The sequence below is a fragment of the Pseudonocardia sp. OZ21 genome (assembly GCF_059359135.1).
This window is the reverse complement of record NZ_JCADBN010000009.1, coordinates 241,504-260,278: the sequence shown is the minus strand read 5'-3', so window position 1 is coordinate 260,278 and position 18,775 is coordinate 241,504. Positions and strand designations below refer to the sequence as shown.

The 18,775-nt window shown below is 71.5% G+C and carries 21 protein-coding genes; 7 read left to right on the top strand and 14 right to left on the bottom strand.

Going from position 1 to position 18,775, the window contains the following annotated elements; all coding sequences use genetic code 11:
* Positions 1 to 26: 26 nt before the first annotated feature.
* Both AC5L35_RS21920 and AC5L35_RS21915 read left to right on the top strand, forming a co-directional pair.
* The gene (locus AC5L35_RS21920; RefSeq protein WP_495061535.1) at positions 27 to 839 is read left to right on the top strand and encodes an alpha/beta fold hydrolase; all 813 of its coding nucleotides are present in this window, start codon (positions 27 to 29) and stop codon (positions 837 to 839) included.
* A gap of 111 nt (positions 840 to 950) precedes the next feature.
* Entirely contained in the window at positions 951 to 2,090 is a 1,140-nt protein-coding gene (locus AC5L35_RS21915; protein ID WP_495061534.1) for a right-handed parallel beta-helix repeat-containing protein, read from the top strand.
* Between the two features lie 13 nt (positions 2,091 to 2,103).
* Here the strand turns inward: AC5L35_RS21915 and AC5L35_RS21910 are convergent, their stop codons facing one another.
* The 10 genes from AC5L35_RS21910 to AC5L35_RS21865 form a co-directional block, all read right to left on the bottom strand.
* Positions 2,104 to 3,336 carry an RNA polymerase sigma factor gene (locus tag AC5L35_RS21910; RefSeq protein WP_495061533.1) on the bottom strand — a complete coding sequence of 411 codons (1,233 nt, stop codon included), beginning with the start codon at positions 3,334 to 3,336 and terminating at the stop codon, positions 2,104 to 2,106.
* 7 nt (positions 3,337 to 3,343) lie between these two features.
* Positions 3,344 to 3,691 (bottom strand): YciI family protein, encoded by a 348-nt coding sequence (locus tag AC5L35_RS21905; RefSeq protein WP_495061532.1) that lies wholly within the window; start codon positions 3,689 to 3,691, stop codon positions 3,344 to 3,346.
* 13 nt (positions 3,692 to 3,704) lie between these two features.
* Positions 3,705 to 4,301 carry a dihydrofolate reductase family protein gene (locus AC5L35_RS21900; protein ID WP_495061531.1) on the bottom strand — a complete coding sequence of 199 codons (597 nt, stop codon included), beginning with the start codon at positions 4,299 to 4,301 and terminating at the stop codon, positions 3,705 to 3,707.
* Between the two features lie 112 nt (positions 4,302 to 4,413).
* Complete coding sequence (locus tag AC5L35_RS21895) at positions 4,414 to 5,112, bottom strand: hypothetical protein (RefSeq protein ID WP_495061530.1); 699 nt, start codon at positions 5,110 to 5,112, stop codon at positions 4,414 to 4,416.
* Positions 5,109 to 6,008 carry an ABC transporter ATP-binding protein gene (locus AC5L35_RS21890; protein WP_495061529.1) on the bottom strand — a complete coding sequence of 300 codons (900 nt, stop codon included), beginning with the start codon at positions 6,006 to 6,008 and terminating at the stop codon, positions 5,109 to 5,111. Before AC5L35_RS21890 ends, AC5L35_RS21895 begins: the two co-directional genes overlap by 4 nt.
* Positions 6,005 to 6,367 (bottom strand): GntR family transcriptional regulator, encoded by a 363-nt coding sequence (locus AC5L35_RS21885; protein ID WP_495061528.1) that lies wholly within the window; start codon positions 6,365 to 6,367, stop codon positions 6,005 to 6,007. The genes AC5L35_RS21890 and AC5L35_RS21885 overlap by 4 nt, the downstream gene beginning before the upstream one ends.
* A 96-nt stretch (positions 6,368 to 6,463) precedes the next feature.
* The gene (locus AC5L35_RS21880; RefSeq protein WP_495061527.1) at positions 6,464 to 7,135 is read right to left on the bottom strand and encodes a hypothetical protein; all 672 of its coding nucleotides are present in this window, start codon (positions 7,133 to 7,135) and stop codon (positions 6,464 to 6,466) included.
* Positions 7,132 to 8,004, bottom strand: coding sequence for an ATP-binding cassette domain-containing protein (locus AC5L35_RS21875; RefSeq protein ID WP_495061526.1), 873 nt, complete (start codon positions 8,002 to 8,004; stop codon positions 7,132 to 7,134). The genes AC5L35_RS21880 and AC5L35_RS21875 overlap by 4 nt, the downstream gene beginning before the upstream one ends.
* A 37-nt stretch (positions 8,005 to 8,041) precedes the next feature.
* Positions 8,042 to 8,851, bottom strand: coding sequence for an ANTAR domain-containing protein (locus AC5L35_RS21870; RefSeq protein ID WP_495061525.1), 810 nt, complete (start codon positions 8,849 to 8,851; stop codon positions 8,042 to 8,044).
* Between the two features lie 116 nt (positions 8,852 to 8,967).
* Complete coding sequence (locus AC5L35_RS21865) at positions 8,968 to 9,576, bottom strand: DedA family protein (RefSeq protein ID WP_495061524.1); 609 nt, start codon at positions 9,574 to 9,576, stop codon at positions 8,968 to 8,970.
* Positions 9,577 to 9,686: 110 nt separating this feature from the next.
* On the opposite strand from AC5L35_RS21865, the gene AC5L35_RS21860 reads away from it, so the two are divergent.
* Positions 9,687 to 10,769, top strand: a complete 1,083-nt coding sequence (locus AC5L35_RS21860; RefSeq protein WP_495061523.1) for a glutamate--cysteine ligase 2 — start codon at positions 9,687 to 9,689, stop codon at positions 10,767 to 10,769.
* A gap of 81 nt (positions 10,770 to 10,850) precedes the next feature.
* On the opposite strand, the gene AC5L35_RS21855 is transcribed toward AC5L35_RS21860, so the two are convergent.
* Positions 10,851 to 13,016 (bottom strand): 3-hydroxyacyl-CoA dehydrogenase NAD-binding domain-containing protein, encoded by a 2,166-nt coding sequence (locus AC5L35_RS21855; protein WP_495061522.1) that lies wholly within the window; start codon positions 13,014 to 13,016, stop codon positions 10,851 to 10,853.
* A gap of 81 nt (positions 13,017 to 13,097) precedes the next feature.
* Positions 13,098 to 14,321: an acetyl-CoA C-acetyltransferase gene (locus AC5L35_RS21850; protein ID WP_495061521.1), complete on the bottom strand. Its 1,224-nt coding sequence runs from the start codon at positions 14,319 to 14,321 to the stop codon at positions 13,098 to 13,100.
* Positions 14,322 to 14,412: 91 nt separating this feature from the next.
* Between AC5L35_RS21850 and AC5L35_RS21845 the strand changes: the two genes are divergently transcribed.
* The 3 genes from AC5L35_RS21845 (at position 14,413) to AC5L35_RS21835 (ending at position 16,170) form a co-directional block, all read left to right on the top strand.
* Positions 14,413 to 15,141, top strand: a complete 729-nt coding sequence (locus AC5L35_RS21845) for a MerR family transcriptional regulator (RefSeq protein WP_495061520.1) — start codon at positions 14,413 to 14,415, stop codon at positions 15,139 to 15,141.
* Positions 15,142 to 15,206: 65 nt separating this feature from the next.
* A complete protein-coding gene (locus AC5L35_RS21840; protein WP_495061519.1) occupies positions 15,207 to 15,740 on the top strand; it encodes a YbhB/YbcL family Raf kinase inhibitor-like protein in 534 nt (177 codons plus the stop codon).
* A 10-nt stretch (positions 15,741 to 15,750) separates the two neighbouring features.
* Complete coding sequence (locus tag AC5L35_RS21835) at positions 15,751 to 16,170, top strand: acyl-CoA thioesterase (protein WP_495061518.1); 420 nt, start codon at positions 15,751 to 15,753, stop codon at positions 16,168 to 16,170.
* A gap of 6 nt (positions 16,171 to 16,176) precedes the next feature.
* Here AC5L35_RS21835 and AC5L35_RS21830 read toward each other — a convergent pair whose 3' ends face one another.
* Positions 16,177 to 17,205 carry a DUF3224 domain-containing protein gene (locus AC5L35_RS21830; protein ID WP_495061517.1) on the bottom strand — a complete coding sequence of 343 codons (1,029 nt, stop codon included), beginning with the start codon at positions 17,203 to 17,205 and terminating at the stop codon, positions 16,177 to 16,179.
* Positions 17,206 to 17,369: 164 nt separating this feature from the next.
* On the opposite strand from AC5L35_RS21830, the gene AC5L35_RS21825 reads away from it, so the two are divergent.
* The gene (locus AC5L35_RS21825) at positions 17,370 to 17,945 is read left to right on the top strand and encodes a TetR/AcrR family transcriptional regulator (RefSeq protein WP_495061516.1); all 576 of its coding nucleotides are present in this window, start codon (positions 17,370 to 17,372) and stop codon (positions 17,943 to 17,945) included.
* A 21-nt stretch (positions 17,946 to 17,966) separates the two neighbouring features.
* Here the strand turns inward: AC5L35_RS21825 and AC5L35_RS21820 are convergent, their stop codons facing one another.
* The gene (locus AC5L35_RS21820) at positions 17,967 to 18,731 is read right to left on the bottom strand and encodes an enoyl-CoA hydratase/isomerase family protein (protein ID WP_495061515.1); all 765 of its coding nucleotides are present in this window, start codon (positions 18,729 to 18,731) and stop codon (positions 17,967 to 17,969) included.
* Positions 18,732 to 18,775: the final 44 nt, after the last annotated feature.

The window sequence follows — 18,775 nt, the reverse complement described above, 5'->3', positions numbered from 1 at the left end:
CGTTCGTCAACAGACCAGGAGGCTCGATGCGCACCATCACCCTCGACACGGCCACCCTCGCCTACGACGACGCCGGGCCCGACCGCGGCGTGCCGCTGCTGCTCGTGCACGGGCACCCGTTCGACCGGTCGATGTGGCACCCGCAGCTGCAGCACTTCTCCGCCGAGCGGCGGGTGATCGTCCCCGACCTGCGCGGCTACGGCGCCAGCCCGGGAGCCGTCCCGGACTGGGCAGCCTTCGCCGACGATCTCGCCGGCCTGCTGGACGGCCTGCGGATACCCCGCGCCGTCGTGGCCGGGTTGTCGATGGGCGGCCAGATCGCGCTGGAGCTGCAGCGGCGCCACCCCTCCCGCGTGGCCGGGCTCCTGCTGGCCGACACCACGGCGGCAGGTGAGCCCTCCCGCGCCGACCGCCTCGCCATGGCCGACCGGCTGCTCGGCGAGGGCATGGACCCCTACGCCGTGGAGATGCTCTACCGGATGGTGACGACGCGGGCTCCCGCCGCCGTCGCCGACCACGTGCTCGCCATGATGCGGGCCACCGACCCCGGCGGGGCGGCCGCGGCCCAGCGCGCCCGCGCCGAGCGTCCCGACCATCTCCCGCGCCTCCGGTCCGTGGCCGTGCCGACCGTGGTGGTGGCCGGGGCGGAGGACGACCTCACGCCGGTGTCCGACGCCCGGACGATCGCCGGACTCGTGCCCGAGGCCGAACTGGTGGTCGTCGAGGACGCAGCACATCTCCCCAATTTGGAGCAACCCGTTGCGTTCAACGGCGTAATGTCCCGGCTGCTCGCCCGGGTCGACCGGGCCGGTGACCGATCGGCGACCAGCAACGACTGATTATCGGCGGGATGATCCAAAACGCCACGCGCCGGAAGCCCCGCCCCCTAGCCTCTCCACTCCAGGTGCTGATCGCCCCGACATCGATCCGCCAGCGCGGAGGTCATGCGGATGCAGGTTCAACGATGGGTACTCCTCGTCGTGGCAGTGGTCCTGTGGGCGATGCCGACCCTCGGCGGCGACGCCGCTCCTGCCACGCACACGGATCCGGTCGTGCCGGCGGGTGACCCCCGCAAGGACACGGTCGACTCCGCACACCGGCAGGCCTCCCGCGACTCCGACGGCGAGGAGTCCTCGACGCAGGAGGAGGCAGAGCCCGAGAAGGCCCCGCAGAAGGACAGCGAGGCCGACGAGAAGAACGACGCGGCGAAGCCGAACCGCGCGACCGTGTCTGCCGCCGACCTGCTCGCGGTGGTCCGCGGTCGCGGCACCACCGTCCAGGTCAGCGGCACCTCGCAGCTGGAGAAGGCCCTGGCCGCAGCCCGGCCGGGCGACACCATCCGGATGGCGGCAGGCACCTACGACCCCGTCGTCATCACCCGCTCCGGCACCGCCGCCGCCCCCATCACCCTCAGCGGTCCCGCCGGCGCCGTGATCAAGGGGAGCGGCAAGGACTACACCCTGCACCTCGACGGCGCGAGCCACTGGCAGCTCGTCGGGTTCTCGGTCTCCGGCGGCGGCAAGGGCGTCATGACCGACGGCAGCACCGGCCTCCTGCTCGACTCGCTCACCGTGAGCGACACCGGCGACGAGGCCGTGCACTTCCGCAGCGCGTCGAGCAACAACACCATCCAGCGCTCCACGATCCGCAACACCGGCCTCAACCAGCCCCAGTACGGCGAGGGCGTCTACGTCGGCAGCGCGAAGAGCAACTGGAAGAAGTACAGCGACGGCCGCCCCGACCTGTCGATGAACAACCGGGTCGTCGGCAACACGTTCCAGCGGATCACCGCGGAGAACGTCGACGTCAAGGAGGAGACCGGCGGCACGCTGATCGCCGGCAACCGGTTCGACGGCTCGGCCATCAGCGGCGAGAACTTCGCCGACTCCGTGGTGGACTTCAAGGGCTACGGCGGCACCGTCACCGGCAACATCACCACCGGCAACGCCCCGGCCCTGAAGAACATCATCGAGACCCACGTCATCACCGAGCCGGAGACCTCGGGCTGCGGCAACCGCATCGAGAACAACAAGGTGCAGGGCTTCCAGCCGTCGGGCCAGCTGGTGGCGGTCGACAAGAAGTGCAAGTGAGACCGTCCCACCGTCAGGCGTCGAGGAGCCGACGCGCGCGGCGCAGGAACGCGCGCTCGGCCGAGTTGCCGGCCAGCACGATCGCGGCCTCGTAGGCGTCCGCCGCCTCCGCGGCGCGCCCGAGCCGCCGCAACAGGTCGGCGCGCACGGCGTGGAACAGGTGGTGGCCGCGGAGGTCGAGAGCGTCGACGAGCGTGAGCGCCTGCTCCGATCCCTCCACCTCGGCCACTGCCACGGCGCGGTGCAGCCGCACGACCGGGCCGGGTACGAGCGCCACGAGCTGGTCGTACAGCTGCAGGATCTGCCCCCAGTCGGTGGTGGCCGCGGTGGGCGCGTCGCTGTGCACGGCGTTGATCGCCGCCTGGATCTGGTAGGGACCGGGCCGGTTGCGGTGCAGACAGCGCCGGACGAGGGCCTGCCCCTCACCGACGAGGTCGTGGTCCCAGCGGCCCCGGTCCTGGTCGGCCAGCAGCACGAGGTCGCCGTCCGCGGTGGTGCGCGCCGCCCGGCGGGAGTCGGCGAGCAACATCAGCGCGAGCAGCCCGATCACCTCCGGCTCATCGGGCATGAGCTCGGCGAGCAGGCGTCCGAGCCGGACGGCCTCGGCGCACAGGTCCTCGCGGAGGAGCCGGTCGCCCGAGCTCGCCGTGTAGCCCTCGTTGAAGATCAGGTAGACGACGGTGAGCACGACACGCAGGCGTGCCGGGAGCTCGGCGTCGTCCGGCACGCGGTAGGGGATCCGCGCGTCCCGGATCTTGCCCTTCGCGCGCACGAGCCGCTGGGCCATGGTCGGTTCGGGCACCAGGAACGCGTGGGCGATCTCGGCGGTGGTGAGGCCGCCGAGGAGCCGGAGCGTGAGCGCCACCTGCGCCGCGGTGGCCAGGGCCGGGTGGCAGCAGGTGAAGATCAGGCGGAGCCGGTCGTCGGGCACGGCACCCTCCTGCGCGAGTTCGTCCTGGTCGGCGGCGCGGACGTGCAGCAGGGCGGCCGCGGCGTGCCGGTCGTCCCGGGAGGACTCGCGACGGAGATGGTCGATCGCCCGGTTGCGGGCGGTCGTGATGATCCATCCGGCCGGGCTCGGCGGGAGTCCGGTGGCGGGCCAGCGCTGCACGGCAGCGGTGAACGCGTCCTGGACCGCCTCCTCGGCGATGTCGAGGTCGCCGAACACCCGGGCGAGCACGGCCACGGCACGGCCGTGCTCCGCACGGAACACGCGCTCGATCTCCCCGACGGGCAGCACCGGCACGGGACGGTCAGCCCTCGCCGTACAGCGGGCGCACCTCGATCGGAAGCGTGATCACCTCGGCGAGCCTGCGGCCCCACGCCAGCGCGGCGTCGAGGTCGGGCGCCCTGATGACCGTGAAGCCGCCCAGATACTCCTTGCCCTCGGCGAACGGGCCGTCGGTGACGAGCATGTCGCCCTCGACGGCGTGCAGCACGGTGGCCGTCCCCGGCGGGTGCAGGCCCGCGGCGAAGACCCAGGCGCCCGCCGCCTGCATCTCCTCGTTCAGGGCGTTGAGCCTGCGCATGATCGGGTCCATCACCTCGGGCGGGGGCGGGTCGCCGTCGGGCTGGTAGATGCTCAGCAGGTACTGCTTCATCGGGCGCGCCTCCTCACTGGTCGGCGTCCGCAGGCTGATAGGTGGCGATCAGCACGCCGGTGGTGGTCGGGACGCACTCGACGAGCCGGAGTCTGGCGAACGCGGCGCCGTCCGTGAAGAGCCGGCGCCCGGTGCCCAGCACGAGCGGGTGGACCAGCAGCGTGTACCGGTCGACGAGGCCGTGCTGCACCAGTGTGTGGCACAGCACCCCGCTCCCGAGCACGACGATGTCGTCGTCGACCTCCTCCTTCAGCACGGCCACGGACTTCGCCGCCCCGCCGGGAAGGAGCACGGAGTTCTGCCACGGCAGCGGCCCGTCGAGCGTGGTCGAGACGACGAACTTGCGACGGGCGTTCAGCACCGCAGTGACAGGGATGTCGGCCTGCTTCGGCCAGAAGCCGGCGAAGTCCTCGTAGGTCCGCCGCCCGAACAGCAGGGACACGTCCGGGGCGGCCATCCCCTTCCCCATCGTCTCCGCCATGACGGGGTCGCTGTACGGCGCGGCCCAGCCGCCGTGCGCGAAGCGGCCACGGACGTCCTCGTCGCACCGGCCCGGCGCCTGCATCACTCCGTCGAGGGTCAAATTCTCCACCACGGTGAGCACTCCCACGGCATTCCTCCTCGGCATCGCCGCCGGCCCCGTGCCGGCGTCCCACCCTCTGTACGAACGGGGTGGTGCCGGTTCGACAGTGCGGAGGAGGAATGCCGCCCACCGGTTCGGGTTACGGCGTGGCGCGCCGGAGCGCGAGCCACCCGGCCGCGCCGAGCACGATCGCGATCACCAGCGGGTAGCCCGCCAGTAGCGCGAAGGTCGACTGGTCGGTGAAGAACGTGCCGACCGCGGGCCACCACCCCTGCCGGCTGACCACGGCTACGAAGCCGGCCAGCGCCAGGACCACGGCGATGGTGACGACGTAGATCCCGGTCTGCCCCCACCTCTTGAAGACCACGCCGAAGCACACCCCGATGGCCGAGAACGCCAGGAATGGCACCGCGTACGCCAGCCACTGCAGCACGAGGTTGTCCTGCACCAGGAACGGCAGCCCGATGTACCGGAGGCCGATCCCCCACCCACCGGTCGCGCGCTCCACCAGCTCGAGCAGCAGCAGGAGGAGACCGAAGAGCAGCCCCTGCGCCACGACCAGCAACGTGGTCCCGGCATAGAAGGCCCGCCGGGTGACGCTGAGCCCGAGTGCGAACGGGAACACCTGTGTGATCGTCTGCAGGTGCGCCACGAACATCACGATGTAGATCGACACCAGGCTGCCGGTGACCCGGCCGTTCGGCGGCACGTCGTCCGACAGGGCACCGAAGATCACGAGATTGAGGACGAGCGTGAGGGCGAGGATCCCCAGCGGCCAGGCGAAGATCCCCCGCCAGTTCACCAGCTGGACCCGGACGACGTCGAGCACGCGGTTCATCTGTTCCCCCCGATGCCGGCCCCGACCGGTTGACCGTTGAGCGGGCCGTTCATCTGTGTGGTGCGGACGACGAGCTGCTGCAGGGACACCGGTTCGAACTCCAGGCCGCCGACGGAGGGGCGGTCGGGGACACCGGACACGGTGGCGCGCAGGAAGCCGCCGAGCTGCTCGCGGTGCAGCACGGTGCGGCCTGCGACGAAGGACTCGACCGAGGCGACGGGCCCGGTGACCGTGACAGCCCGGGTGCGCAGCGTGTCGGCGTCCTCGTCGAGGAGGATGCGCCCCTTGTCGATCAGGACGACGTGCTCGATGAGGTCACTGACCTCGTCGATCAGGTGGGTGGACAGCACGACCGTGCGCGGGCGGTCGGCGTAGTCGGCGAGCAGCCGGTCGTAGAACAGCTGGCGCGCCACGGCGTCGAGACCGAGGTAGGGCTCGTCGAAGAACGTCAGCGGTGCCCGCGAGGCGAGCCCGATGATCACACCGACGGCGGACAGCATGCCGCGGGAGAGCTTCTTGATGCCCCGGTCGACCGGCAGCCCGAAGTCGGAGACCAGCTCCGCGGCGAACCCGGCGTCCCAGTTCGGGTAGAGCAGCTCGGCCGCGCGCAGGGCGTGCTTGACCTTGAAGAAGTCGGGATAGCGCTGGCTCTCCTTGATGAAGCAGATCCGGCTCAGCACGCCCGCGTTCTCGTACGGGTGCTCCCCGAACACCTCCACCCCTCCGGAGGTCTCGAAGGCCTGGCCGGTGAGGATCTGCATCACCGTGGTCTTGCCGGCCCCGTTGCGGCCGAGCAGCCCGTGGATCCGGTTCTCGGCCAGCTCCATACTCACTTCGTCGAGCGCGTTGACCTGGCCGTATCGCTTGGTCACCCCGCTCATCCTGATGACGTTCATCTCTCGTCCCCCCAGACATCGATCATCTTCTTGACCTGCTCGGTGTCGATGCCGAGCTTGCGAGCCTCCGCCAGGAGCGGGGCCAGGTACTGCCGCGCGAAGTCCTCGCGGCGGCGTTCCAGCAGCTGCGTCCGGGCCCCGGTCGCGACGAACATCCCGATTCCTCGTCTCTTGTAGAGCACTCCGTCGGCCACCAGCTGGTTGACGCCCTTCGCCGCCGTGGCCGGGTTGATGCGGTGGAAGGCCGCCAGTTCGTTGGTCGAGGGCACCTGAGCCTCCTCGGCCAACGTTCCGTCGACGATCGAGCTCTCGATCTGTTCGGCGATCTGCGCGAACAGGGGGCGCCCGTCGTCCCTCACCCCGACCACCGAGGCTTGCGGTTCGTCGGTTCGTTACTCATGTAGCTAACCATGGAGCCAACGGGGCGCCCTGTCAAGCGAGACGTGCGGCAGCCGTCAGCGGCGCCGCTCGACCGTCCACACGACGGCGGCGGCGCCCAGCGCCAGAACGAGGCTCAGCACGGCGGCGGCGAACGGAGGCGGCCCGAGGGTCGTGAGCGCACGAACGGCGACGCCGACGGGCGGCAGCCACGGCTGCACGGCCGTCACCACCACGATCGCGGTCCCGAGGCAGAAGGACCAGCCGATCCGCTCCACCAGCGGGCGCGCACACAACAGCCCGACGGCCGTGCCGGTGACGGCGCAGACGAGATGGGCGACACCGCCGAGCAGCAGCACCGACGGCGGGTACGCGTGCCCGCCGAACACGACGGGCCAGCCCACCGGCAGGACGACGAGCAGGAGATCGCCTGCCAGAGCCACCAGGAGCGTCCCGGTGACCACCGGGACGACACCGCCGGCCGCCGCGACGGTCACGGTTCGCTGGACCGGGTCCTCCGTGTTGGCGACGATCACCGCGAGCCACACCGCCATCGGGTAGAGCGCCAGTGCCGACGCCGGCCACGCGCCGGGCGGCGCTCCCGGGTCACCACCGAACAGCACACCCAGGACGGCCAGGTACACCAGCAGGGGCAGCAGGTACCGCTGCGACCGCAGGACGTCTTCGGTCAGGAACCGGGCGACGGCCAGCGTGCGTGCAGGACCGCTGCCCACCGCCGGGCCGATCACCGGGGACCCTCCCGCCACACGGCGAGCACCGAGCACCCCGCCGCGAGCGCCGCGGCGAGCAGGGCGTCGCCGCGCTCCGCCGGCACCCGTACCGTCAGCTGCCCACGAACGGTCCAGCACTCCGCGACGGGCGGGAGCGCGCGCAGGACATCGGTGGGATCGGCGGGACAGCGCAGTTCGACGACGGTCTGCACGACGTCCACCGGGTCGTCCGCAGCGCCGGTGCCGGGACCGGTGTCCATGGCGGCGGGCGTCAGCACCCCGTCCGCGAGGCGCAGCACCGCCGCTCCGGGCAGCGCAGCCGCTCGCCCGGTGTGGTCGGCGAGGAGCATCGCGGCACCGCGAGCGCACTCGGCCTCGAGCCGCAGGTCCAGCGCCGCGGCCGCCGTCGCGTCCAGGCCCGACCACGGCTCGTCCAGCACCAGCAGGTCCGGCAGGCAGGTCAACGCCTGGGCGAGGCCCACCTTCTGCGCGTTCCCTGTCGAGAGCAGGGCGACCGGGGCGCTCGCGTCACCGGTGAAGCCGAGCGAGTCGAGCAGGTCGTCGGCGTCCCGCCCCGCATCCGCGCGCGGCACGCCGTGCAGCGCGGCCAGGTGGCGCAGGTAGGCCCGCACGGGCATCCGCGACGACGCCGGGAAGCGGCCGGGCAGGAACCCGACCACCCGCGGCCGCCCCGACACCGTGCCCGCCGTCGGGGCCGTGCACCCGGCCGCTATCCGCAGGAGCGTGGACTTGCCTGCCCCGTTCCCGCCGACCACGGCGACGGGACGGCCCGGCGGAACGTCGAGATCGACGCCGGCGAGCACCTCGCCGGGGCCGCGGTAGCGCTTGCGCACCCCCGCGAGCCGCATCGCCTGGGTCCGGAGCACCCGAGCATGGTGCCGTAACGGGCAGCCGGACCCGCCGTCAGATGTCGGTGCGCCGGTCGACCAGCGTCTGCGCGACCCGCGTCAGCTTCAGGTTGAGCGACTGCGACGCCGAGCGCAGCATGTCGAAGGCGTCGTCGGCGGAGATCTTGCGGCGCTCCATCAGGATGCCCTTGGCCTGGCCGATGACGTCGCGGCTGTTCAAGGCCTGGCGCAGCTGAGCGGCTTCCAGGTCGGCCGCCGTGCAGGCCATGGTGGCGGCGAGCGCCGTGGAGGCGTGCGCCGCCAGCACGAGCGCGATGTCGCGATCGACGTCGTCGAGGCCACCGACCTCTCGCGAGTAGATGTTGAGCGCCCCCATCCGCGGTGCGTCACCGCCGTGCGGGAACAGACCCACCGCCAGCACGCTGCCCACACCCATGCCCGCGGCGGCCTGCCCGAAGCGGGGGAACTCCGGACAGTCCCCCAGATCGGAGCAGAACGTCACCCCGAGGCCCGCCGTCCGCGTGGCTTCCACGCACGGCCCCTCGTCGAGGCGGTACTGCACCTCGTCGAGCCGGGTGGCCAGCGGTTCGGTCTCCACGGGCGTGTGGAATCCGCCCGGCGCGCGCAACGTGACGCTCACGAGGTCGGCCCCCGGCACCGCGACGCAGGTGGCGTCCACGACCCGCTGCAACACACCCGCGACCGTCGTCTCGCTCGCCAGCATCTCGGTGAGACGCACGAACTCGAGGGCCAGCGGACCGATCGCCTCTGCGAGCTCCGCCGGTCGATCCGACCCCGGATCGCGGGCGAAGCGCATCCGGTCCTCGGACCACTCCTGTTCCGTCGCCACGCCCACCTCGATCATCTCCAGTCCTGAACCGGCGCGGAAGCTTGACCCAGGACCACGCCTCGTAGCAAGCCGGGGACCGAGATCGACGGCATTCGGCCGAGACAGCACCACCGAACGGCGGAACCCTGAGGTCAGGAGGCGACAGAACGCGCGCGGACCCTGCGGATCACGAGGATGACCAACCCGACGACGACCAGTCCGATGACCCCGTAGCTGATCGGCCCGAGCCATCCCTCCACGCTGTCCCAGTTCTCGCCGAGCACCCAGCCGAGCGTGATGAACACAGCATTCCAGACCCCGCTGCCGATCGTCGTGAGCAGCAGGAACCGGCCCAACGGCATGCCGGCGATGCCGGCCGGGATCGACACGACGCTGCGCAGGAACGGGACGCACCGGGCGAACAGCACCACCTTGCCGCCGTGCCGGTCGAACAGCTCGCGACCGCGGTCGAGGTCCTTCTCGCTGGCGAGCACGAACCAGCGGCGCGCAGCGAGGCGATGCAGCCGGTCGTAGCCGAGCCACGCTCCGAGGCCGTACAGCAGCAGCGCCCCCAGTACGGAGCCCGCGGTGGCCGCCGGCCACACCGTGAGGACGTTGAGAGTTCCGGTCCGCGCCCGGAACCCGGCGAGCGGCAGGATCACCTCGGACGGGATCGGCGGGACCAGGTTCTCCAGGAGGATCAGCAGCCCCACACCTGCCGCTCCGAGACGGTCGACGATCGCGAACACCCAGTCGGCCACACGTCCATTGTGCCCAAGAGATCCGATTTCAACCCCCGGCGCGGGCGGCGCGCCACGTCGGGCCCGTGCCCCGCCGAGCGGCTCGCCGGGCTCCGGCCATACTCCTGCGGGTGACGGTACGGACAGTGGGCGTCGAGGAGGAGTTCCTTCTGGTCGACCCCGCAACCGGTCGGCCGCGAGCGGTCGGCCAGGCGGTGCTCGCCGTCTCCGCGGCCGACGGCCCGGCTGACGACCTGACCGCCGAGCTGCACCGGGAGCAGGTGGAGACCGGTACGAAGCCCTGCCACACCCTCGACGAGCTGGACGCGGAGCTGCGCTCCACACGGGCCACCGCGGCAACGGCGGCAGCGGACGTAGGTGTTGCCCTCGCTCCGCTGGCCACGTCCCCACTGGCCGTGGAGCCCACCTTGTCGCCGTCGAACCGGTACGAGGAGATGGCCCGCCGCTTCGGACGCACCGTGTCCGAGGAGCTCACCTGCGGCTGCCACGTCCACGTGGCGATCGACTCCGCCGAGGAGGGTGTGGCCGTCCTGGACCGGATCCGCCCCTGGCTGGCCCCCCTGATCGCGCTGAGCGCCAACTCGCCGTTCTGGCTGGGCGAGGACTCCGGATACGCCAGCTTCCGCAGCCAGGTCTGGCAACGGTGGCCCTCCGCGGGGCCCTATGGGCCGTTCGGCTCCGCCGCGGCCTACCGGACGTTCGTGGACTCCGTGCTCGGCACCGCGACAGTGCTGGACGAGGGAATGCTCTACCTCGACGCCCGGCTGTCCCGCCAGCACCCGACGGTCGAGGTGCGCGTGGCCGACGTCTGCCGGGAGCCCGGCGACGCCGTGCTGATCGCGGCGCTCACCCGCGGTCTCGTCCAGACCGCCGTGGACGGCTGGCAGGCGGGCGACGAGCCCGACCCGGTGCGCACCGAGGTGCTCCGGCTCGCCGCCTGGCAGGCGGGCCGCTCCGGGATGGACGGCATGCTGCTCGACCCGGGCAGCTGGCGCCCCGCCCCGGCCACCGATGTGGTCGGACGCCTGGTCGAGCACGTCCGATCTGCACTGGAGGAGGCGGGCGACCTGGACACGGTGCACGACCTGCTCGCCACGGTGCTGAGCCGCGGCACCGGCGCGAGAAGGCAACGCGAGGTGCTGGAGCACAGCGGCACCCTCGCGGCAGTGGTCCGCGACGCGAGCAGCCCCTGATTGCAGCAAAGCCACTTTCACGCAACCTGCTTGCATGAAAGTGGCTTTGCTGCAACGAAGGAGCGCGGGCGCCCGCCGGGGTCAGGCGACTGCGGCGGCCTCGGTGGCGCGCTTGCGGAGGCTCTCCGGTACCTGGAAGCGGTCGCCGTACTTGCGTGCGAACTCGTCGGCCCGCGCGACGAAGCCTGTGGGGCCGCCCGGGTAGCCCACCACGTACTGCACCACGCCACCCGTCCAGGCCGGGAAACCGATCCCGAAGATGGAACCGATGTTGGCGTCCGGCACCGAGGTGAGCACGCCCTCATCGAGGCACTTCTGCGTCTCGATCGCCTCGACGAACAGCATCCGCTCGGACAGCTCGTGCAGGTCGACCTCGTGGTTCGTGGCGCTGAGCTCGGTGCGCAGGCCCGGCCAGAGCCGCACCCGCTTGCCGTCGGCGTACTCGTAGAAGCCCGCGCCGGAGCTCTTGCCCTTGCGGTCGAACTCCTCCACCAGCCGGTCGATGACCGCATCGGCCGGGTGCGGCTCCCAGGTGCCGCCGGCAGCCAGCGCGGCCGCCTTCGACTCCTCACGGATCTTGCGGGGCAGCGTGAGGGTCAGCTCGTCCATCAGCTGCAGCACCGGCGCCGGGTAGCCCGCCTGCGCCGACGCCTGCTCGATCGTCTGCGGGTCGATGCCCTCCGCGAGCATCGCGACACCCTCGTTGAGGAAGGTGCCGATCACGCGGCTGGTGAAGAAGCCCCGGCTGTCGTTGACGACGATCGGGGTCTTCTTCAGCCCGATGGTCACGTCGAACGCCTTGGCCAGCGTGGCGTCCGAGGTGCGCTCCCCCCGGATGATCTCCACGAGCGGCATCTTGTCCACCGGGGAGAAGAAGTGCAGCCCGACGAAGTCGCCCGGGCGGTCGACCCCAGCGGCGAGCTCGGTGATGGGCAGCGTGGAGGTGTTGGAGCACAGCAGGGCGTCGGGCTCGATGTACTTGGCGGCCTCGCGGAAGACCTCCTGCTTGAGCTGCACCGACTCGAACACGGCCTCGATGACGATGTCGCAGCCCGCGAGGTCGTTGTAGTCGCCGGTGGGGGTGATGCGCGACAGCAGCGCCTCGCCCTTCTCCAGCGTGGTCTTCCCGCGCTTGACGCCCTTGGCCACGAGGCTCTCGGAGTAGGTCTTGCCCTTCTCCGCAGCCTCCAGCGTGACGTCCTTGAGGACGACCTCCCAGCCCGACAGCGCGCAGGAGTAGGCGATGCCCGCTCCCATCATCCCGGCGCCGAGCACGGCGACCTTCCGGGGCTGCCACTTGTCGTGGCCGTCCGGACGCGACTTCCCGCCGTTGATGGCCTGCAGGTCGAAGAAGAAGGCCTTGGTCATGTTCTTCGAGACCTGACCGGTGACCAGCTCGACGAAGTAGCGGGCCTCGATGCGGAACGCGGTGTCGACGTCGACCTGGGTGCTCTCCACGGCCGCGGCGAGGATGTTGCGCGGGGCCGGCATCGGGGCGCCCTTGAGCTGCTTGCGCAGGTTGGCGGGGAACGCCGGGAGCATCGCGGCGAGCTTCGGCGTGGTCGGGGTGCCGCCGGGCACCTTGTAGCCGGGCCTGTCCCACGGCTGTGCGGCGTCGGGGTTGGCGGCGATCCAGGCCCGCGCCTTGTCGAGCATCTCCTCGGGGCCGGCGGCGAGCTCGTCGATGATGCCGATCTCGAGCGCGGCGGCAGGCTTGTGCCGCTGCCCCTGTGCCAGCACCTTCATGAAGCCGTCGGCGATGCCGAGCATCCGGGTGATCCGCACGACGCCGCCCCCACCGGGCAGCAGGCCGAGCGTCACCTCGGGGAGGCCGTACACCACGCCGGGGGCGTCGAGCCCGATGCGGTGGTGGCAGGCCAGCCCGATCTCCAGGCCGCCGCCGAGCGCGGTGCCGTTCATCGCGGCCACCACCGGGCGGCCGAGCGTCTCCAGCCTGCGGAGCTGCTTCTTGACGGTCATGGAGTTCTCCATGACGGCTCCGGCGTCGGTGTTCGTCGCCTTACTCATCGAGTCGAGGTCGCCGCCTGCGAAGAACGTCTTCTTCGCCGACGTGAGGATCACGCCGGCGATGTTCTCCTTGTCGGCGACGATCGCGTCGACGCACGCGCCCATCGCGGCGACGTAGCGGTCGTTCATCGTGTTGGCACTACGACCTGGGTCGTCGAGGGTGACGACGACGATCCCGTCCTCGCCGCGCTCCCAGCGGACGGCCTGTGGCTCAGTCACGGTTGCAGGTTCCCTTCTTGCGCTGATGTTCGCTCCGCCGGCTCCGCTCAGGAGCGTTGACATTCGCTCCGCAAGCTCCGCTCAGGAGAGTCGCTCGACGACGGTGGCGATGCCCATGCCGCCGCCGACGCACAGCGTGGCGAGGCCGTAGCGGAGGTCCCGGCGCTCGAGCTCGTCGACCAGCGTGCCGAGGATCATCGCGCCGGTGGCACCCAGCGGGTGGCCCATGGCGATCGCGCCACCGTTGACGTTGACCTTGTCGTGCGGCAGGTCGAGGTCGCGCATGAACCGCAGGGCGACGGCGGCGAACGCCTCGTTGATCTCGAAGAGGTCGATGTCGGCGACGGTCAGGCCGGCCTTCGCCAGCGCCTTGCGACTGGCCGGAGCCGGGCCGGTGAGCATGATCGTGGGGTCGGCTCCCGACAGCGCGGTGGAGACGATGCGGGCGCGCGGGGCGAGCCCGGCGGCCTTGCCCGCGGCCTCGGTGCCGATGAGGCACAGCGCGGCGCCGTCGACGATGCCGGAGGAGTTGCCTGCGTGGTGGACGTGGTCGATCTTCTCGACCCAGTGGTAGCGCTGCAGCGCCACGGCATCGAACCCGCCTGCCTCGCCGATCATCGCGAAGGACGGCTGCAGGCCCGCGAGGCTGTCCAGGGTGGACCCGGCCCGGATGTGCTCGTCGCGGTCCAGCACCGTGACGCCGTTGCGGTCCTTCACCGGCACCACCGAGCGGGCGAAGTAGCCGTTGGCCCAGGCCTTGGCGGCGCGGGTCTGCGACTCGACGGCGAAGGTGTCGACGTCCTCGCGGGAGAAGCCTTCGAGCGTGGCGATGAGGTCGGCGCCGATCCCCTGCGGCACGAAGCCCGTGTCGTAGCTCGTCTCGGGGTCCATCGCCCAGGCGCCGCCGTCGGATCCCATGGGCACCCGCGACATGGCCTCCACGCCGCCGGCGAGGACCATCTCCTCCATCCCGGAGCGCACCTTCTGAGCAGCGACGTTGACCGCCTCGAGGCCCGACGCGCAGAACCGGTTGAGCTGCACCCCGGCCACGGTGTGGGGCAGCCCGGCCGTGATCGCCGCGGCCTTGGCGATGTCGCCGCCCTGGTCGCCGACGGGCGACACGACGCCGAGCACGACGTCGTCGATGGTGGCCGGGTCGAGATCCGGGAACCGGTTCCTGAGCTCGTGGATCAGGCCGACGACCAGCGAGATGGGTTTGACCTCGTACAACGAACCGGAGGACTTGCCGCGGCCGCGCGGCGTGCGGACGGCGTCATAGATGTACGCCTCGGGGATCTCGCTCATGCGAACCTCTCATCGACGGCCGAGCTCATTTTCCACTTTTTGTTACAGTAATACTGTCACATAGGTCAAGGCGTGACGTACTGTGACGGTCATGGCGGCTTCTCCCGCTCCTGATCAGGGCGACCTCATGACCATCGACCAGTTGGCCGAGCGCACGGGGATCACCGTCCGCAACATCCGCTTCTACGCCGGACGGGGCCTGCTCCCCCCGCCGCAGCTGCGCGGACGCACCGGGCTGTACGGGGAGGACCACCTGGCCCGGCTGGAGCTGGTCAGCGAGCTCTCGGCACTCGGCTTCACGCTGTCGGCCATCGAGACCCACCTGGAGCGGCTTCCGCCAAGCGCGGGCGCGGCCGAGCTCGCCCTGCAGCGCGCGCTGCTCACCCCGTGGGTGCCCGAACAGATCGAGGAGATCGACCGCGCCGAGCTGGACCGCCGCGCCGGCCGCACCCTCACACCCGACGAGGTCACCACGCTGGCCGAGCTCGGCGCCGTCACCGTGCTCGACGACGGCCGGATCCGGCTCCACGGCACCAGCACGCTCAGCACCGCACTCGCCGTGCTCGACTCCGCGCTCCCCACCGAGGTGTGGCGGCAGGCCCACGAGCTCATCGAGCAGCACACCACCGCGCTGGCCGAGGACCTGATGAAGTGGTTCCAGGACGAGGTGCTGCAGCCCTACCGCGACCGCGGGCGGCCCGCGGAGGAGCGCAAGGAGCTCGCCGCCACCCTCTCGCAGCTCAAGCCGGTCACCATGCGCGGCGTCGTCACGGCGTTCGGTCGAGCGGTCAACCGGACCATCCGCGAACGCATCGGCTAGCGGAGGGCGCACTCGGGCAGAATGCACGACCTCCCTCGGATCCATCCCTCACGGAAGGACGGACGATGAGCCGCAACCCCTATGACGAGCTGCCCGGCGTCGAGTCGTTCACGGTGACGAGCACGGACGTCACCGACGGCCGACCACTCGACACTCCCCAGCTGAGCGGGATCATGGGGGCTGGCGGCGAGGACGTCTCCCCGCAGCTCGAGTGGAGCGGCTTCCCGGACGGCACCCGCTCGTTCGCCGTCACCGTGTACGACCCCGACGCGCCCACGGCGTCCGGCTTCTGGCACTGGGCCGTCGCCGACATCCCCGCGTCGGTCACCTCGCTCCCCGGCGGAGCAGGCGACGACGAAGGTTCCGGCCTGCCCGCGGGCGCCGTCCAGCTCACGAACGACGCCGGGGCGAAGCGCTTCATCGGCGCCGCGCCGCCGCCCGGACACGGCCCACACCACTACTACGTCGCCGTGCACGCCCTCGACGTCGAGAGCCTGGGGCTTCCGGAGGGCGCCACTCCCGCGTTCCTCGGGTTCAACCTGTTCAGCCACACCCTCGGCCGCGCCGTGATCGTCGGGACACACGAGAACAAGGGCTGACCAGCGCGGCATGAGCGACGTCTTCACGCACCCGGTGTCGGTCCGCTACCTCGAGGTCGACGCGCAGGGCGTGGTCTTCAACTCCTGGTACCTCGCGTACTTCGACGACGCCATGACGGCCTTCCTCTCCGCTCGCGGACTGCCGTACCGCGCGATGCTGGACGCGGGCTACGACGTGCAGCTCGTGCGCTCGGAGATCGACTGGCGATCGGGGGTCGGCTGGCAGGACGCGATCGAGGTGGCGGTCTCCACCGCCCGGGTCGGGCGCACGAGCTTCGCGCTCGACTACGAGGTGCGGCGCGACGGCAGCGACGTCACGTGCTCAGGCCGCACCGTCTACGTCGTGATCGCCACCGACGGTTCCGGGAAGCGGGAGATCCCGCCGCTCATCGCCGAGGCGCTGGGTGAGCCCGCGCCCCTGCGTGACTGATGCGCGTCAGGGCAGCTCGTAGTCGAACGTGTAGGTGTGCTCCCCCTCGGGGGACTTGACGATCGAGAGCTCGCCGCGCAGGCCCCTGAGGTCGCCGGTGGCGGAGTCGGGCACCACGTCCACGCGGAAGTCTCCGCCGCGGGCACTCCCGGCCGCCGAGTGCCGCAACACGAAGGTGCCCTTGCGCCCGTCGATCTCGCCGCGAACCCGCTCGATACCGACGTAGGCCGCGGAGCCCTCCTGCGCGAGCGCCTGCAGCAACTCCGCGTCGCTCGTGCCCGAGATCCCGCCCTCGAACGTCTTCGAGTTGCTCACCCGCACCACCTTCGCGCCCTCCGCTTCGTCGAGGACCTCCTCGTCCCAGCGCGTGAGGTCGAACCGTCCCGTCGTGCACGTCATGCGTCGATCATGGGGGATGCGACACCGGATGCATTGGACGAACGCGACAGCATCCCGGCTGCGCTTGCGCGGCACGGCGTAGGCGTCCGACCAGTCGACCCGCGCAAGCGCATCGGCGAGCAGGGGTGTGACCGGCACCGGGACGGCCCGGGCCTGCACCCCCGTGAAGGAGTGCAGCAGCCGGACCCACGGCGACCGTCGCGCCGGGCGGGCCGGACGCGCACCCACCGCGCGCTCGGCGTTGTCGAGCAGTTCCTCGAGAACGCTGTCGTGCATCCAGCGGACGGCGAGGGGCCAGGTCAGCCGGGTCACGCCGAAGAGCCGGAACACCATGTCGTGGCGCAGGAGCGTGCTGTCCGGGCCGGCGGCCTCGGCGGTGAACGTGTGGGTGCCGCGCACGCCCGTCCGCGGGTCGAAGGTGAACTCCAGGCGCCTTCCCGGCTCGTGCGCGGTGACGCGGTAGCGGACGGGCCCGTGACCGGCCGTGGTCCCGACGGCGAGCGGGCCGTCCAGCACCATCGGCATCCAGCCGGGCGTCGGCCACAGCGGGTCGTCCGCGCCGCCGAGCCGGTCGAGCAGCGGACCCACGTCCGCGAGCGGGCCGGGCACCAGTCGTTCGTGGACGTTGCGGACCATCCCCCACCTCCAGGCCCCCACGGGACACCGCGGCGTCCGAGCGACCCCTCTCGCCCGGGCGGCCGGGTGTCCCCCTGCCGGACATGCTCACCGGGCCGGATCGCGCCCGGACCGACCATCCGTACGCTGCCGTATGGAGCCGCTCCATACGGTAGCGTATGGATGTGGTGGAGCGGAAGCGACTGGCGGCCGACGACTGGACGGCAGCCGCCCTCGATGCCCTCGGCAGGGGTGGTCTCGCCGCTGTGGCCGTCGAGCCCATCGCCGCTCGGCTGGGCGCCACGAAGGGCAGCTTCTACTGGCACTTCAGCAACCGGGATGCGCTGCTGGAGGCGGCGCTGCTGCGATGGGAGCGGGTCCACACCGAGGAGATCATCGCGCTGGTCGATACCGACCCCGACCCGTACAGCAGGCTCCGCTACCTCATGACCATGACGTTGGCGCCGGCGACGGCCGACCGGCCGGGCCACAGCGTGCTGCTCGCCCTCCAGGCCAACGCGAGCCACCCACTGGTGGCACCCGTCTTCGCCAGGGTCACCCAGCGGCGGCTCGAGTACGTCACCGGGTTGTTCACAGCCGCCGGCTTCCCGCCGGAGGAGGCCCGCAGGCGAAGCCTGCTGGCCTACACGGCCTACCTCGGGCACACGAACCTCGCCGATGCCAGCCCCGAACTCGTGCCCGTGGGCGCCGAACAGCGCGACTACGTGGACGCCGTGGTCGCCACGCTCACGCGGCGGTGACGAGCGGCGATCCGGGCCCGTTCACCTCCGGGTGACGGACTCCAGGTACCGCGCCGTCCAGCCGTCGGCGGCGCGGCGGCTCCACAGCTCCGTCACCGCCGCGTCCTCGTCGGCGTAGCGCGCGGTGCGTTCCAGTGCGTCTCGGCGCAGCTGAGCCTTGGTCAGCGCGAAGGTGTCGGACGGAACCTCGGTGGCCAGCGCCCTGGCCGTGGTCACCGCCTGCTGGAGCACCTCGTCGGCCGGGAGCACCCGGTCGACGAGCCCCAGTGCCTGCGCCTCCGCCGGGGTGTAGGTCAGGGCGCCGACCATGAGCCTGCGTGCGCCCACGTCACCCACGGCGTGGCGCAGGACCTCGATCGCGAGCCGCGGAAACGGCGGTCCGACGCGGGCCTCCGGTACCCCGATCCGGCCGTGCCCCTCGGCCATCAGCGTGGCGTCGGCGCACGCTGCCAGCACGCAGCCACCGGCGATCGCATGCCCGTTGACGGCCGCGACCACGGGCTTCGAGAACTGGAAGAGTGCGAGGAACGCCGCCGACAGCGCGGGCAGGAAGCGCTCGACGTAGGGCACGCCCTCGTCGAGGATGCGCTTCAGATCGACACCTGCCGAGAAGGCTCGGCCCGTTCCGGTGATCACCACGGCACGAGCGGGGTCGGTCTCGAGGGCTCGGAACTGCTCCGCGATCGCCTCGCACAGCTCCTGGTCCATCGCATTGACCGGACCGTGTGCGAGCCGCAGCACAGCGACGTGGTCCTCATCGCCGCCGTGGTCCACCCGGTCGATCACAAGCCGGAACCTACCTGGCGCCCTCACCCATGGCACGCTGCGCG

Excerpts from the sequence above, each read along its gene's own strand:
- AC5L35_RS21920 (WP_495061535.1), top strand. The coding sequence starts at position 27 with ATGCGCACCATCACCCTCGACACGGCCACCCTCGCCTACGACGACGCC.
- AC5L35_RS21915 (WP_495061534.1), top strand. The coding sequence starts at position 951 with ATGCAGGTTCAACGATGGGTACTCCTCGTCGTGGCAGTGGTCCTGTGG.
- AC5L35_RS21905 (WP_495061532.1), bottom strand. The coding sequence starts at position 3,691 with ATGAAGCAGTACCTGCTGAGCATCTACCAGCCCGACGGCGACCCGCCC.
- AC5L35_RS21895 (WP_495061530.1), bottom strand. The coding sequence starts at position 5,112 with ATGAACCGCGTGCTCGACGTCGTCCGGGTCCAGCTGGTGAACTGGCGG.
- AC5L35_RS21890 (WP_495061529.1), bottom strand. The coding sequence starts at position 6,008 with ATGAACGTCATCAGGATGAGCGGGGTGACCAAGCGATACGGCCAGGTC.
- AC5L35_RS21870 (WP_495061525.1), bottom strand. The coding sequence starts at position 8,851 with ATGATCGAGGTGGGCGTGGCGACGGAACAGGAGTGGTCCGAGGACCGG.
- AC5L35_RS21850 (WP_495061521.1), bottom strand. The coding sequence starts at position 14,321 with ATGAGCGAGATCCCCGAGGCGTACATCTATGACGCCGTCCGCACGCCG.
- AC5L35_RS21845 (WP_495061520.1), top strand. The coding sequence starts at position 14,413 with ATGGCGGCTTCTCCCGCTCCTGATCAGGGCGACCTCATGACCATCGAC.
- AC5L35_RS21840 (WP_495061519.1), top strand. The coding sequence starts at position 15,207 with ATGAGCCGCAACCCCTATGACGAGCTGCCCGGCGTCGAGTCGTTCACG.
- AC5L35_RS21835 (WP_495061518.1), top strand. The coding sequence starts at position 15,751 with ATGAGCGACGTCTTCACGCACCCGGTGTCGGTCCGCTACCTCGAGGTC.
- AC5L35_RS21830 (WP_495061517.1), bottom strand. The coding sequence starts at position 17,205 with ATGGTCCGCAACGTCCACGAACGACTGGTGCCCGGCCCGCTCGCGGAC.